General features: G+C 64.4%; 13 protein-coding genes. 10 read left to right on the top strand and 3 right to left on the bottom strand.

Annotated features, from left to right (window positions below):
- Positions 1–18 precede the first annotated feature (18 nt).
- On the top strand, positions 19–1,104 hold the full coding sequence (locus tag AB4Y40_RS00995; RefSeq protein ID WP_368686097.1) for a BMP family ABC transporter substrate-binding protein: 1,086 nt from the start codon (positions 19–21) through the stop codon (positions 1,102–1,104).
- 150 nt (positions 1,105–1,254) lie between these two features.
- Here the strand turns inward: AB4Y40_RS00995 and AB4Y40_RS00990 are convergent, their stop codons facing one another.
- Entirely contained in the window at positions 1,255–1,464 is a 210-nt protein-coding gene (locus AB4Y40_RS00990; protein WP_133186728.1) for a dodecin, read from the bottom strand.
- A gap of 189 nt (positions 1,465–1,653) precedes the next feature.
- Here AB4Y40_RS00990 and AB4Y40_RS00985 point away from each other — a divergent pair, with 189 nt between their 5' ends.
- From AB4Y40_RS00985 to AB4Y40_RS00965, 5 genes are all read left to right on the top strand, one after another.
- A complete protein-coding gene (locus AB4Y40_RS00985; RefSeq protein WP_368686096.1) occupies positions 1,654–2,553 on the top strand; it encodes an NAD(P)-dependent oxidoreductase in 900 nt (299 codons plus the stop codon).
- Between the two features lie 198 nt (positions 2,554–2,751).
- Positions 2,752–4,344 carry an ABC-F family ATPase gene (locus AB4Y40_RS00980; protein ID WP_368686095.1) on the top strand — a complete coding sequence of 531 codons (1,593 nt, stop codon included), beginning with the start codon at positions 2,752–2,754 and terminating at the stop codon, positions 4,342–4,344.
- Between the two features lie 232 nt (positions 4,345–4,576).
- Entirely contained in the window at positions 4,577–6,010 is a 1,434-nt protein-coding gene (locus tag AB4Y40_RS00975) for an aldehyde dehydrogenase family protein (RefSeq protein WP_368686094.1), read from the top strand.
- A 165-nt stretch (positions 6,011–6,175) separates the two neighbouring features.
- Entirely contained in the window at positions 6,176–7,366 is a 1,191-nt protein-coding gene (locus AB4Y40_RS00970) for an NAD(P)H-dependent flavin oxidoreductase (RefSeq protein ID WP_368686093.1), read from the top strand.
- 126 nt (positions 7,367–7,492) lie between these two features.
- On the top strand, positions 7,493–8,092 hold the full coding sequence (locus AB4Y40_RS00965) for an OmpW family protein (RefSeq protein WP_368686339.1): 600 nt from the start codon (positions 7,493–7,495) through the stop codon (positions 8,090–8,092).
- A 59-nt stretch (positions 8,093–8,151) separates the two neighbouring features.
- Here AB4Y40_RS00965 and AB4Y40_RS00960 read toward each other — a convergent pair whose 3' ends face one another.
- Positions 8,152–8,355 (bottom strand): DUF1289 domain-containing protein, encoded by a 204-nt coding sequence (locus tag AB4Y40_RS00960; protein WP_069265662.1) that lies wholly within the window; start codon positions 8,353–8,355, stop codon positions 8,152–8,154.
- A 466-nt stretch (positions 8,356–8,821) separates the two neighbouring features.
- On the opposite strand from AB4Y40_RS00960, the gene AB4Y40_RS00955 reads away from it, so the two are divergent.
- From AB4Y40_RS00955 to AB4Y40_RS00940, 4 genes are all read left to right on the top strand, one after another.
- Positions 8,822–9,922 carry a polyamine ABC transporter substrate-binding protein gene (locus tag AB4Y40_RS00955; protein ID WP_133186742.1) on the top strand — a complete coding sequence of 367 codons (1,101 nt, stop codon included), beginning with the start codon at positions 8,822–8,824 and terminating at the stop codon, positions 9,920–9,922.
- 120 nt (positions 9,923–10,042) lie between these two features.
- On the top strand, positions 10,043–11,206 hold the full coding sequence (locus tag AB4Y40_RS00950; protein ID WP_368686338.1) for an ABC transporter ATP-binding protein: 1,164 nt from the start codon (positions 10,043–10,045) through the stop codon (positions 11,204–11,206).
- Positions 11,203–12,138 (top strand): ABC transporter permease subunit, encoded by a 936-nt coding sequence (locus AB4Y40_RS00945; protein WP_368686092.1) that lies wholly within the window; start codon positions 11,203–11,205, stop codon positions 12,136–12,138. The genes AB4Y40_RS00950 and AB4Y40_RS00945 overlap by 4 nt, the downstream gene beginning before the upstream one ends.
- The gene (locus AB4Y40_RS00940; protein WP_069265666.1) at positions 12,135–12,953 is read left to right on the top strand and encodes an ABC transporter permease subunit; all 819 of its coding nucleotides are present in this window, start codon (positions 12,135–12,137) and stop codon (positions 12,951–12,953) included. Before AB4Y40_RS00945 ends, AB4Y40_RS00940 begins: the two co-directional genes overlap by 4 nt.
- 84 nt (positions 12,954–13,037) lie before the next feature.
- Here AB4Y40_RS00940 and AB4Y40_RS00935 read toward each other — a convergent pair whose 3' ends face one another.
- A complete protein-coding gene (locus tag AB4Y40_RS00935) occupies positions 13,038–14,459 on the bottom strand; it encodes a methyl-accepting chemotaxis protein (protein WP_368686091.1) in 1,422 nt (473 codons plus the stop codon).
- Between the last annotated feature and the right edge of the window lie 22 nt (positions 14,460–14,481).

The following is a 14,481-nucleotide window of genomic DNA, read 5'->3' as shown; positions in this document are numbered from 1 at the left end:
CACGACAGGAGATCCACGATGAAAAAAACCATCCTGACCGCTTTCGCCGTCGCCGCCACGTGCGGCACGGCGGCCCTCGCGCCCGCGGCCCACGCCGCCGACGCGCCGGGCGTCGCGTTCGTCTATCTCGGCAATCCGGGCGATGCCGGCTGGACCTTCGCGCACGATCAGGGCTCGAAGGTCGCCGAGCAGAAGTTCGGCAACAAGATCAAGATCACGCGCGTGGAAAACGTGCCGGAATCGGCCGACTCGGAGCGCGTGTTCCGCGATCTCGCGAACAAGGGCAACAAGATCATCTTCGGCACGAGCTTCGGTTATCAGGACTTCCAGCTCAAGGTGGCGAAGGATTTCCCGGACACCGTGTTCCTGCACGCGACGGGCTACAAGAAGGGGCCGAACTTCGGCACCTATGACGTGCGCATGTATCAGGGCGCGTATCTCGCGGGTGTCGCCGCGGGTTACGCGACGAAGACCAACACGCTCGGTTTCGTCGCTTCTGTACCGATTCCCGAGGTCGTGCGCAACATCAACGCGTACACGCTCGGCGCGCGCTCGGTGAATCCGAAGGTGCACACCAAAGTCATCTGGATCAACAGCTGGTTCGATCCGGGCAAGGAGAAGCAGGCCGCCGAAACGCTGATCGGCCAGGGCGCCGACGTGCTGCTGCAAAACACCGATTCGAGCGCCACGCTCGCCACCGCCGAAGAGAAGAAGGTCCACGCGTTCGGCTGGGATTCGAACATGAAGAAGTTCGGCCCGCACGCGCACCTGGGCTCGGTCGAGGCGAACTGGGGCGTGTATTACGTCGCGGCGATCCAGCAGGTGCTCGATGGCAAGTGGAAGAACGACCCCGTGTGGTGGGGCATTCCGCAAAAGGCCGTCGATCTCGGCGACGTCAACACGTCCGAGCTTTCGGCCGACGCGCAAAAGGCCGTCGCCGCGAAGCGCGAACAGATCGCGAGCGGCAAGTGGGACGTCTTCACGGGCCCGATCAAGGATCAGACGGGCGCGGTCAAGATTCCGGCCGGCAAGACGCTGACCGACCCGGAACTGCAACGCCTGAACTGGTACGTCGAGGGCGTGGACGGCTCGCTGCCGAAGTAGGCATGAACCGGGCGCTCGCGCCGACTTATACGGCGCGGGGGCGCGTGCATTCTTCGTACGATTCCGACGTGCGTACGTGAAACGGCTGCGTGTAGCGCTGAGAGGCGCGCGCAGCCGTTTGACTTTCTAGCAGTGCAACGCAGCGCCGCGTCAGTCGTCGATGCGTATGCCGACCTTGATCGTGACCTGCCAGTGCGAGACCTGATCGTTTTCGATCAGGCCGCGCGTTTCCACGACCTCGAACCAGTGCAGGAAACGCAGCGTCTTCGATGCCCGCGCGATGGCGCAACGAATGGCGTCGTCGCTGGACACCTTGGATGAGCCGGTAAGTTCGATCTGCTTGTAAACGTGGTCGTTCATGGCAGTGTCTCCTCGTGGGTCGCGCAGCGTCGGCGCGTCAATCGAGTATAGATAACGGACCGGGGCGCAAGGGCAAAGATGAGAGAAGCCCGGCGCCAGTTATCATGGCGCCTCGCGCGAAAACGAGCATTCAACGTGCCCGTTTTGTGGGCGTGAAAGCGCAACGGCGAACGACAGGAGACGGAGAAAATGGACGGGCAGGTATTGGGTTTTTGTGGACCGGGGCTGATGGGCGCGCCGATGATCCGTCATTTGCTGCGCGCCGGGCACGCCGTGCGCGTGTGGAACCGCTCGCCGGCGAAGGCGCAGGCGCTGATCGCCGACGGCGCGCAAGTGGCCGCGACGCCTGATGAACTGGCCCGCGAGGCCGACGTCGCGCTGCTGTGCGTTGCCGATGCGGCGGCGGTCGAGCAGGTGGTATTCGGCGAGCACGGGCTTCTGGCCGGAGCGCCCGGCGCGAGCGTGCGCGTGCGCTGCATCGTCGATCATTCGAGCATTCGTCCCGACGCGACACGCAGGCTCGCGGAGCGCGCCGCCGCGTTCGGCGTGGGTTGGGTCGACGCGCCGGTTTCGGGCGGCGTGGCGGGCGCGCACAACGGCACGCTGGCGATCATGGCGGGCGGCGCCACGGCCGACGTCGAAGCCATTAGGCCGATCCTCGGCGCCTACGCGGCGCGCGTGACCCATATGGGTGGCGTGGGTGCGGGTCAGACCACCAAGCTGTGCAATCAGGCCATCGTCACGGCCACGGTGGCCGCGATTGCCGAAGCGGTGAGCCTCGCGCGGCGCAGCGGCATCGACGCGGCCAAACTGCCTGAAGCGCTCGCGGGCGGCTGGGCCGATTCGACGCTGCTGCGCACCTTCGTGCCGCGCATGACGCAAGACGGGCTCGAATCCATCGGCGCGCTCAAGACGTTCCAGAAAGACGTGGACACGATCGCCGCAGCGGCCGAGCAGACCGGCACGCCGATGCCCGTCTCGGGCACGGTCCAGCAATTGCTGCGTCTGGCGGCAGCCATGGGCCTCGCGCAGGCCGATTTTTCGGGCTTCATCGACGTGCTGCACACGCCGCGCACCGGCGCAGCCTGAGCTGATCGGGCACGCGCAGGCCGCGCGGGCGATGCGGCCCCGTTGTAACCGGCGTGCATGGCGGCCTTCACATTGCTCACTTCTTGCCGTGTCATGCTGCGCGGAGCAGGACTGTCCGCGCGGCTGGAACTCGCGCGCGAAGTGGCATAACCTGCTAAAATTACAGGTTTTTCTTCGATCTACTTTCCGGGACGCGCTGTGCTCTCTACCGCCAACATCACCATGCAATTCGGGCCGAAGCCCTTGTTCGAGAACATCTCGGTCAAATTCGGCGAAGGCAACCGCTATGGCCTGATCGGCGCGAACGGTTGCGGCAAATCCACGTTCATGAAGATCCTCGGTGGGGATCTCGAGCAGAGTTCGGGCAACGTCATCCTCGAGCCGAACGTGCGTCTGGGCAAGCTGCGCCAGGACCAGTTCGCGTACGAAGACGTGCGCGTACTCGACGTCGTCATGATGGGCCACACCGAAATGTGGGCCGCGATGACCGAGCGCGACGCGATCTACGCGAACCCGGAAGCCACCGACGACGACTACATGCACGCCGCCGAACTCGAAGCGAAGTTCGCCGAGTACGACGGCTACACGGCCGAAGCGCGCGCGGGCGAACTGCTGCTCGGCATCGGCATCGGCACGGAATTCCACAACGGCCCGATGAGCGGCGTGGCGCCGGGCTGGAAGTTGCGCGTGCTGCTCGCGCAGGCGCTGTTCTCGAAGCCGGACGTGCTGCTGCTCGACGAACCGACCAACAACCTCGACATCAACTCGATCCGTTGGCTGGAGGATGTTCTGAACGAGTACAACTCGACCATGATCATCATCTCCCACGATCGACACTTCCTGAACCAGGTCTGCACGCACATGGCGGACATGGACTACGGCACGCTGAAGGTCTGGCCGGGCAACTACGACGACTACATGCTGGCGTCGACGCAGGCGCGCGAGCGTCAGCAGGCCGCGAACCAGAAGGCGAAGGAGCGCGTGGCCGACCTGCAGGACTTCGTGCGCCGCTTCTCGGCGAACAAGTCGAAGGCACGCCAGGCCACCAGCCGCCTGAAGATGATCGACAAGATCAAGATCGAGGACTTCAAGCCCTCGTCGCGTCAGAACCCGTTCATCCGCTTCGAGTTCGAGAAGAAGCTGCACAACATCGTCGTGGTCGCGGAAGAGATCACGAAGACGTACGAGCGCCGCATCTTCAACAAGCTCAGCATCAGCGTGCAGCCGGGCGAGCGCATCGCGATCATCGGCGAGAACGGCGCGGGCAAGACCACGCTGCTGCGCTCGCTGCTCGGCAACCTGGCCGTCGATAACGGCTCGGTGAAGTGGGCGGAGAACGCGAACGTGGGCTACATGCCGCAGGACACGTACGAAGAGTTCCCGGCCGACGTCACGCTGATGGACTGGATCGACCAGTACCGCCAGGAGGGCGATGACGAGCAGTCGGTGCGCGGCACGCTTGGGCGTCTGCTCTTCAATGCGGACGACATCAAGAAGTCGGTCAAGGTGCTGTCGGGCGGCGAGAAGGGCCGCATGATCTGGGGCAAGCTGATGCTCGGCCGCCACAACGTGCTGCTCATGGACGAGCCCACGAACCACATGGACATGGAGTCGATCGAGTCGCTGCAGATCGCGCTCGAAAAGTTCGAAGGCACGCTCGTTTTCGTGTCGCACGACCGCGAGTTCGTGAACGGTCTGGCCAACCGCATCATCGAGGTGAAAACCGATGGCACGGTCAAGGACTACAGCGGCAACTACGAGGACTTCCTGGCGAGCCAGGGGCTCCAGTGAGTTTCGATCGCTGATCGAAGCATGAAATGAAAACGGGCGGCGCGTGAGCGTCGCCCGTTTTGTTTTTGGCCGCTGCAGCTTCGCTTTACGTTTGCGTCAACCACGCTAGAATGCGGAATCGCCGCGGCGCAACGCGCCGCGAATACGCGTGGACAAGACACACAGAGCTTTGCATGGGATGGCAGTTAAGCGCCGAAGCGCAAACTGCCATCCACAGACAGGAGACAAGTAGATGAACGACTACACGCAGTTCTACATCAATGGCCAATGGGTCGCGCCGCACGGCAAAGGGACGATCGATGTATTCGATTCGGGCACCGAAGCCGTGATGGGCCGCATCCCCGAGGGCGTCGAAGCGGACGCCGAAGCCGCCGTCGCCGCCGCGCGCGCCGCCTTCGACGGCTGGGCCGCGACGCCCGCCGCGGAGCGTGGGGCGTATCTGCAGAAAATCGCCGACAACCTCAAGGCCCGCACCGACGAACTCGCGCAGCTGATCGCAGGCGAAGTCGGCATGCCGCTCAAGCTCGCGCGCGCCATTCAGGTGGGCGGCCCGGTCTACAACTGGGGCGCTTACGCGCAGCTCGCCAGCGAGTTCCAGTACGAGGAGCGCGTGGGCAACTCGCTCGTCGTGCGCGAACCGGTGGGCGTCGTCGCGGCCATCACGCCGTGGAACTATCCGCTCAACCAGATCACGCTCAAAGTCGCCGCCGCGCTCGCCGCCGGCTGCACCGTCGTGCTCAAGCCTTCCGAGGTCGCGCCGCTGAACGCATTCGTGCTCGCCGAGGCTATCCACGACGCCGGCCTGCCCGCGGGCGTGTTCAATCTCGTGACGGGCTACGGTCCCGTGGTGGGCGAGCTGCTCGCGCGGCATCCGGACGTCGACATGGTGTCGTTTACCGGCTCGACGCGCGCGGGCAAGCGCGTGTCCGAAGTGGCGTCGGCCACGGTCAAGCGCGTCGCGCTGGAGCTGGGCGGCAAGTCGGCCGCCGTCGTGCTCGACGACGCCGACTTCGCGGCCGCCGTGAAAGGCACGGTGGGCGCGTGCTTCCTCAACTCGGGGCAGACCTGCTCGGCCCACACGCGCATGATCGTGCCGGAGTCGCGCTACGAAGAAGCGCGCGACCTCGCGAAGCAGGCCGCGGAGGCGTTCAGGGTCGGCGATCCGCGCGACGAGAAAGCGAAGCTCGGCCCGCTCGCCTCGAAAGTGCAGCAGGAGCGCGTGCTGCACTACATCGAGCGCGGCATGGCCGACGGCGCCGAGCTCGTGACGGGCGGCCCCGGCATGCCGGAAGGTGTGACGCAGGGCTTCTTCGTGAAACCGACCGTGTTCGGCCGCGTGCCGCGCGACGCGGCCATCGCGCAGGAAGAGATCTTCGGCCCGGTGCTGACGATCCTCACGGCGAAGGACGAAGACGACGCCGTGGCGATCGCCAACGATTCGCTCTATGGCCTCGGCGGCGCGGTCTGGGCCGGCAGCGACGAGCGCGCGATGCGCGTGGCGCGCCGCATCCGTACGGGTCAGATCGACATCAACGGCGGCGCCTGGAACATGGCCGCGCCCTTCGGCGGCTTCAAGCAGTCGGGACACGGCCGCGAAAACGGCGCATACGGCCTCGAGGAGTACCTGGAATACAAGTCGATGCAGTTCAAGGTGCCGAAGGGCTGATGAGGCATCTCGTCGCGCGCTATCGCAAATCTTTTAATGCGACGTGTTGATGCAAATCATAAACGCGGGTTTCTTTACAGAAGTCCGCGTTTTTGTTTGATGCACGTCAATGTCTTATGTGGGGTACGCGCGACCATAGGCGCTTTGTCATCGACAGAGCACAACATGTTTCCTGGCCACTCCTTCGCTCCGCTCAAGATTCGCGGTCGTCAACTCCTGCCCGTCGTGCAGGGCGGCATGGGTGTCGGCATTTCGGCACACCGGCTGGCTGGCAGTGTGGCGCGTGAAGGCGCGCTCGGCACGATCGCGAGCATCGACCTGCGCCATCATCACAGCGATCTCATGGACATGTGCCGCGCGGACCCGCGGCACGAAACGCTCGCGCGCGCCAACCTGATCGCGCTCGGCCGCGAGATCGCGGCGGCACGCAAGCTTGCGGGCGGCAACGGCATGATCGCCGTGAACGTCATGAAGGCGGTGAACGCCCATGCCGACTACGTGCGCACCGCCTGTGAGCACGGCGCCGACGCCATCGTCATGGGCGCCGGCTTGCCGCTCGATCTGCCCGACCTCACGGCGGGCGTGGACATCGCGCTCGTGCCGATCCTGTCCGACGCACGCGGCGTCGCGCTCGTGCTCAAGAAGTGGATGAAGAAGGGCCGCCTGCCCGACGCCATCGTGATCGAGCATCCTGCCTACGCGGGCGGCCACCTCGGCGTGACCGACATCGCCGACATGGGCAACGAGCGCTTCGCCTTCACGCAGATCTTCGAGGAACTCGAAGGCGTCTACGCCACGCTCGGCATTTCGCGGCGCGACGTGCCGCTCGTCGTGGCGGGCGGCGTGAACAGCCACGAGGCCGTGCGCAAATGGCTCGAGGCGGGCGCGAACGGGGTGCAGGTCGGCACGCCATTCGCGGTGACGGAGGAGGGCGACGCGCACCCCGAGTTCAAGCGCGTGCTCGCCGACGCGAAGCCTGAAGACATCGTCGAGTTCGTGAGCGTGACGGGCCTGCCCGCACGCGCGGTGAAAACGCCGTGGCTCGAACGTTACCTGCGCAACGAGTCGCGCATTCGCACCAAGATCGGCTCGCTGAAGCTTGCTTGCCCAACCGGTCTCGAATGTCTTTCGGCCTGCGGGCTGCGCGACGGCATCGAGAAGTTCGGCCACTTCTGCATCGACACGCGCCTCGCTGCGGCGTTGCGTGGCGACGTCGCGAACGGCCTGTTTTTCCGCGGCCGTGAAGCGTTGCCGTTCGGCAATGCGATCCGCAGCGTCCGCGACCTGCTGGAGTTGCTGCTGACCGGCGTTGCGCGACCTGCGGTCGCACAACGAGCAGCTTTCGCACTGGCTTGATACGTATCAAAACGGCGCGAGACCCCGTCTCTGACAATTTGTAGGCCTTCAAGGCTAGACCTACAGACACGGGGATTAACGATGTATAGAGCAATTAGAAAGGCAGCAGCAACTGCCGCGCTCACCATGGGCGCGGCCTTCCTCGCAGTGCCGGCCAGCGCGGCCGGTTCTCCCGACTCGGGCATTTACGCAGGCGACTGGCTGGTGCGCCTGCGCGCGATCGAGATCACGCCGGACGCGCGCGGCAGCGGTACGCTCGGTGCGCTTGGTGCCGACGTGAACAACGCCATCGTGCCCGAGCTCGACTTCACCTACATGGCGACCAACAACATCGGCGTCGAGCTGATTCTCGGCACGTCGCGCAACCAGGTGACGTCGAATATCGGTGCACTCGGCGGCGTGGGCGTGCTTCCGCCTACGCTGCTGCTGCAGTATCACTTCAACAACGCGGGCAGGGTGCGGCCGTACGTGGGCGCGGGTATCAACTACACGCTGTTCTACAACAACGGTCTGCACGCAGGCGGCCAGTCGGTTTCGATCGACAATCACAGCTGGGGTCCGGCGCTGCAGTTCGGTATCGACTTCCAGGTGACGAAGCGCATCTTCGTGAACGCGGATATCAAGAAGATCTGGATGCACACGGATGCGTCGCTGGCCGGCACGTCGCTCGGCACGTTGCATATCGATCCGCTCGTGGTGGGTCTGGGCGTCGGCATGAAGTTCTGATCGATCGCCTGACCACCGCTTCTTCTAACGCCGGCTTGACCGGCGTTTTTTATGCGCGTTCAGGCGCGGTCCTTCTGGAAGCGCATGGCGGTGCCGTCGCGCTCGATGCGCTCCCACACGGCGCGCTTTTCTTCATCGCTCAGAAAAACCCAGTTGGAGACTTCCACGGCGGTGCGTCCGCAGCCTTTGCAGACGTCGTCGAAGAGTGTCGAGCACACACCGATGCACGGGCTGTCGGGGAGGTCGTGGAGATTGGATGCCATTGAAGAGCCTTGGGGCGTGGCCGGGCGTCGCGCGCGCCGGCTTCGGTACGAAACGACGCTATGTTAACCGATACGGCGCGGGGCGGCCGCCTGCACCTCCCGGCGAGCCGTGGCGACGCGCGATGCGCGATGAATCGGCCGGGCCGCTGCAAGGCGATAGCAAGGTGGAGGGCGGTGCCGCGCCCCGCCAGCAGCCGGGCGTCGCGCGCATGCGCCATCGAAGCGGTTTTTTGTGGACACGGCCCGTGAAACGGCTAAAATTGCGCGCGATTTACCGTCCGCGCGCGGCTTGCCGTGTTTCCACGGCCCATGTTCCGTTTGCGCGACACGCCCGCGTTTTATTTCTTGCCGGGCGGGTTTGATGGTAGGTTCTGGGAAAGTCAGGGGAGCCGTGCACAAGCGACACGAAGCACGGCACGAAGCGAGGCAGGCGGCCGGCCGGAGCCGGTCAGGATCGGAGAACGGGATGAAGAAAGGGGTTGTGGCGCAACTGGCCGCGCTCGCACTGTGCGCGGCGCCGTGGATGACGTCGGTGGCGAAGGACACGCAGCTGAACGTGTACAACTGGTCCGATTACATCGCCAAGGACACGATTCCGAACTTCACCAAGCAGACCGGCGTTCAGGTCAAGTACGACAACTACGACAGCGACGACACGCTCCAGGCCAAGCTGCTCGCTGGCAATTCGGGCTACGACATCGTCGTGCCGACCAGCAATTACGCGGGCAAGCAGATCGCCGCCGGCATTTTCGCGCCGCTCGACAAGTCGAAGATCCCCAACCTCAAGTACCTCGATCCGCAGCTGATGGCGCTCGTCGCCGGCGCGGATCCGGGCAACAAGTACGCGGTGCCCTGGGCGTACGGCACGACGGGTCTCGCCTATAACGTCACGAAGGCGCAGCAGATCCTGGGCAAGAACGTGCCGCTCGACAACTGGGACATCCTCTTCAAGCCCGAGAACATCTCGAAGCTGAAGGCCTGCGGCGTGTCCGTGCTCGACGCGCCGGACCAGATGTTCGCGGCCGCGCTCCACTACATCGGCAAGGACCCGCTCTCGACGAATCCGGACGACTATCGCGCCGCGCTCGCGATGATGAAGAAGATCCGCCCGTACATCACGCAGTTCAACTCGTCGGGCTACATCAACGACCTCGTGGGCGGCGACATCTGCTTCGCGTACGGCTGGTCGGGCGACGTCGTGATCGCCAAACACCGCGCCATCGACGCGAAGAAGCCCTACAAGATCGAGTACTACATCCCGAAGGGCGGCGCGCCGATCTGGTTTGACGTGATGACCATCCCGAAGGATGCGCAGCACAAGGAAGCCGCGCACGAGTGGATCAACTATATCGAGACGCCGCAGGTCCACGCAGCGATCACGAACGCGGTCTACTACCCGAGCGCGAACGCGGAAGCACGCAAGTACGTGGACAAGGACATCGCCAACGACCCGGCCGTGTACCCGCCGCCCGAAGTCCTGAAGACGCTGTTCCTGCTCAAGCCGCTGCCGCCTGAGATCCAGCGCCTGCAGACGCGTCTGTGGACCGAGTTCAAGTCGGGCCGCTGACGCGGTCACAGCCGCGGTTGAAATTCGATCCCGTTTTACCCCGAGCCCTCGGCACGATGCCGGGGGCTTTGTTCGTCAACCCCGTCCAGCATTCACGCAGAAACAGGCAGGGCAGAGAGAATCATGAGTGACCAGTCGAGCGCGCCGGCATCCGCCGGTTCGCTGCCTTCGGGCTTCACCGCGGCAGATTCGGCCGCGGACAACTTCGTGCAGATCGTCGATGTCGTCAAGAAGTTCGGCGAGACGACAGCCGTCAAGGGCGTCAATCTGTCGGTGAAGAAGGGCGAGCTGTTCGCGCTGCTCGGCAGCTCGGGCTGCGGCAAGTCCACCTTGTTGCGCATGCTCGCGGGTCTCGAGACCGTGACGTCGGGCAAGATCCTGATCGACGGCGAGGATCTCGCGTCGATGCCGCCGTACCGCCGCCCGGTCAACATGATGTTCCAGTCGTACGCGCTCTTTCCGCACATGACGGTGGAGTCGAACGTCGGCTTCGGGCTGCGCCAGGAAGGGGTGAAGAAGGGCGAACTGAAGGATCGAGTAGCCAACGCGCTCGAACTCGTGCAGATGACGCGCTTTGCCAAGCGCAAGCCGCACCAGCTTTCGGGCGGCCAGCAGCAGCGCGTGGCGCTCGCGCGCTCGCTCGTGAAACGCCCGAAGCTGCTCCTGCTCGACGAGCCGATGTCGGCGCTCGACAAGCAGATTCGCCAGCGCACGCAAATCGAACTCGTCAACATCCTCGACAAGGTCGGCGTCACCTGCATCATGGTCACGCACGACCAGGAAGAAGCGATGACGATGGCGGGGCGCCTCGCGGTGATGAGCGAAGGCGAGATCGTGCAGCTCGGCACGCCCAACCAGGTCTACGAGTTCCCGAACAGCCGCTTCTCGGCGGAATTCATCGGCTCGACCAATCTTTTCGATGGCAACGTGGTCGAGGACGAGCCCGATCACGTGTTCGTCGAGTGCGCCGAGTTGCCGGTGCGTCTCTATGTGAACCACGGCATTACCGGGCCGCTCGGCATGCCCGTGACGATCTCGGTCCGCCCGGAGCGCATCTCGCTCACGCGCAAGCCGCCCGAGGGCGTGTTCAACTGGGGCAAGGGCGTGGTCAAGAACATCGCCTACATGGGCGGCTACTCGCTGTACCACGTCAAGCTCGACTCGGGCAAAACGGTGATCGCGAACATGTCGAGCCTCGCGCTCTCCGAAATCGACTCGCCCACCTGGGAAGACGAAGTCTACGTGCGCTGGAGCGCTTCGGCCGGTGTGGTGCTGACGTCATGAGCGCGACGACTTTCCGAAGCATCCTGAACTGGCCGGCGAAACGCTTCAACCTGACCGGGCGCACCGCCGTCGTGGCGGGCCCGTTCATCTGGCTGCTGCTGTTCTTCCTCGTGCCCTTCATCCTGGTGGTGAAGATCAGCTTCGCCGACCAGCAGCTCGGCATTCCGCCGTACACGGAGCTGACGTCGTTCGCGGATGGCATCTGGCATATCTCGCTCGACCTTTCGCACTACGCGTTCCTGTTCCAGGACAGCCTGTACTTCGCGACCTACGTGAATTCAGTCGTGGTGGCGGCGATTTCGACGCTGCTGTGCCTCATCATCGGCTATCCGATGGCGTATTACATCGCGCGCTCTAATCCGGCCTCGCGCAACATCCTCATGATGGCCGTGATGCTGCCGTTCTGGACCTCGTTCCTGATCCGCGTGTACGCATGGATCGGCATCCTGAAGAACAACGGACTGCTGAACAATTTCCTGATGTCGATCGGCATCATTCATTCGCCCATCGAGCTGTATCACACGAACACGGCGGTCTATATCGGCATGGTGTATTCGTATCTGCCGTTTCTCGTGATGCCGCTCTACGCGCACCTCGTGAAGATGGACCTCACGCTGCTCGAAGCCGCCTACGACCTCGGCGCGAAACCGTGGCGCGCGTTCGTGGAAATCACGCTGCCGCTCTCGAAGAACGGCATCATCGCCGGCTGCCTGCTCGTGTTCATTCCGGCGGTGGGCGAGTACGTAATTCCTGAGCTGCTCGGCGGCGCGAACACGCTGATGATCGGCCGCGTCATGTGGAACGAGTTCTTCGACAATGCCGACTGGCCGATGGCCTCCGCGGTGACCTGCGCGATGGTGCTGCTGCTGCTCGTGCCGATGGCGCTGTTCCAGCACTACCAGGCGAAGGAACTGGAGGGCCGCGGCAAATGAAACCGAATCGCGTTCTGCAGTTCATCGCGCTCGGCCTCGGCTTCGCGTTCCTCTATATTCCGATCCTGAGCCTGGTCGTCTACTCGTTCAACGAGTCGCAACTCGTGACGGTGTGGACGCGCTTTTCCACGCGTTGGTATCAGGCGCTCATCACCGACGACGAGTTGATCACGGCTGCATGGCTCTCGCTGCGCATCGCGCTGATGACGGCGTTCGCCTCGGTGTTCATCGGCACGTGGGCGGGCTTCGTGCTCGCGCGCATGGGGCGCTTTCGCGGCTTCACGCTCTTCTCGGGCATGATCAACGCGCCGCTCGTGATTCCCGAAGTGATCCAGGGCATTTCGCTGCTGCTGCTGTTCGTGGAAATGGGCAAGCTGATTGGCTGGCCCGCGGGGCGCGGCGTGTTCACGATCTGGATCGGCCACGTCATGCTGTGCATTTCGTACGTCGCCATCATCGTGCAGTCGCGCGTGCGCGAGCTGAACCCGTCGCTAGAAGAAGCGGCGCTGGACCTTGGCGCAACGCCGTTCAAGGTGTTCTTCCAGATCACGCTGCCGCTCATCTCGCAGGCGCTTGCGGCAGGCTGGCTGCTGTCGTTCACGCTGTCGATCGACGATCTGGTGCTCTCGGCGTTTCTTTCGGGCCCGGGCTCGACCACGTTGCCGCTCGTGGTGTTTTCGCGCGTGCGCCTGGGCCTGAACCCGGAGATGAATGCGCTCGCGACGCTCTTCATCGCGGTCGTGACGGTGGGTGTGATCGCCGGCAACTACTTCATGCAGCGCGCAGAGCGCAAGCGGATGGCGATGGCCGTCTGAGCGCCGCCGCGCTTCGAAACGCATGTTAAAAACGGCTCGTGGGTAGTGATGTCCGCGAGCCGTTTGCTTTTTGCGGCGCAGTCGCTACAGCCGGTATCCCATGCGAAATCCTCCCCAGTGCCGACCGTTCACGAAAATCGGCGCGGAGGCGTCCTTCATCATCACGAACGTGCCGCCGCCCATGTCGCGGCGATAGGTCTGCAGCAGGAAGGGCTTGGTGTGCGAACCGGCGGCGCGGCCCGCGCGGTCGTTGAAAATTCGATGATTGCGGCAGTTCGCGGCATTCCACACCGGGTCGGCGCCCTGCGGATGCGAGAACTTGCGATTGTGGGTCGGTATGTAGCCGCGCGGATCGATCGCGACACAGAAGGCGACGCGTTCGTCGAACGCGAGCAGCGGTTCGAGGATCGGGGGCAGCATACGATCGGTGAAGGCCGTGAAGTGCGTCAAATGCTGCTGCGGGTTCGTGTTCGGCACAGGGGTGTAGACGCTGTCGAACAGATCCGCTTCGCCGATCTCGCCACGCGCGAGCGCGCCTTCGAACAACTTGCTCACCTGGGCGGCGGCGCGCTGCACCGTCTCGATGAAGCGGGTGTCGTCGGTTTCCACGCCGGTCGCGGCGGAAAGCTCGATGAGCGTTTCGGAGACCTCGAGCAGCTTGCCGAGCTGATCCTTCGCCTGCACGAAGTTGCGCCCCGAATCTTCGACGCCCGCGACCATCTCGCCCACCTGGCTCTCGAGCCCGTCGCACTTCGTCTCGATCTCGCCCGTGAGCTGGGCGATCTGGCCGGCGTGCTCGTCGAGCTGCATGATCGCCTGGCCGGTGCTGTGCACGGCCTCGCCGATCGTGTGCGTGCCCTCGCGCACGCGATGCGCGCGTTCGGTGTTGGCGGTGCCCTCGGCAATGAGCTGCTCGGTCTGCTGCGTGAGTTGGCCGAGCGTCTGCTCGATCTGGCCGGTGGCCTGCGCAGTCTTGGCGGAGAGGTTCTTCACCTCGGCCGCGACGACGGCGAAGCTCTTGCCGGACTCGCCCGCGCGCGCCGCCTCGATGGCCGCGTTGAGCGCGAGAAGCTGGGTTTGCCGCGCGATCAGGGAGATTTCCTCGGAGACCTTAGAGACATGCGCGAGCGCACCTTTGAGCGCCCGGATCTGCGTCTCGATGACGGTGACGCTTTCCACGAGACCGTGAATGTCGGCTAGCGACTCCTCGATGGTCTGCTGCGACTGCTGCACGGTGGCGGCGGTGCCGGTGCTCAGTTCGCGCATGGCGCGTGCGGCGGTGGCGATCTTATGGTTGCCAGCGAGGGTGTGGGCCGCCGATTCGCGCAGGGCGTGGCAGACGTCGGTCTGACGCTGCACGCGCGCGGCCACTTCGTCGACATGGCCCGCCACGTCGCAGATCTCGATACTGAGCCGGCCGGCATATGCGGCAATGTCGCCGACCACGCCGGCGGATTTTCCCGCGCGGCGGCGGCCGCGCGGACCCAGCAAACGCAAACGTGTCATCGGGTGTCTCCTTTCCCGGTGC

The sequence above is a fragment of the Paraburkholderia sp. EG287B genome (genome assembly GCF_040965595.1).
Lineage (GTDB): Bacteria > Pseudomonadota > Gammaproteobacteria > Burkholderiales > Burkholderiaceae > Paraburkholderia.
This window is presented reverse-complemented; position numbering and strand designations above follow the sequence as displayed.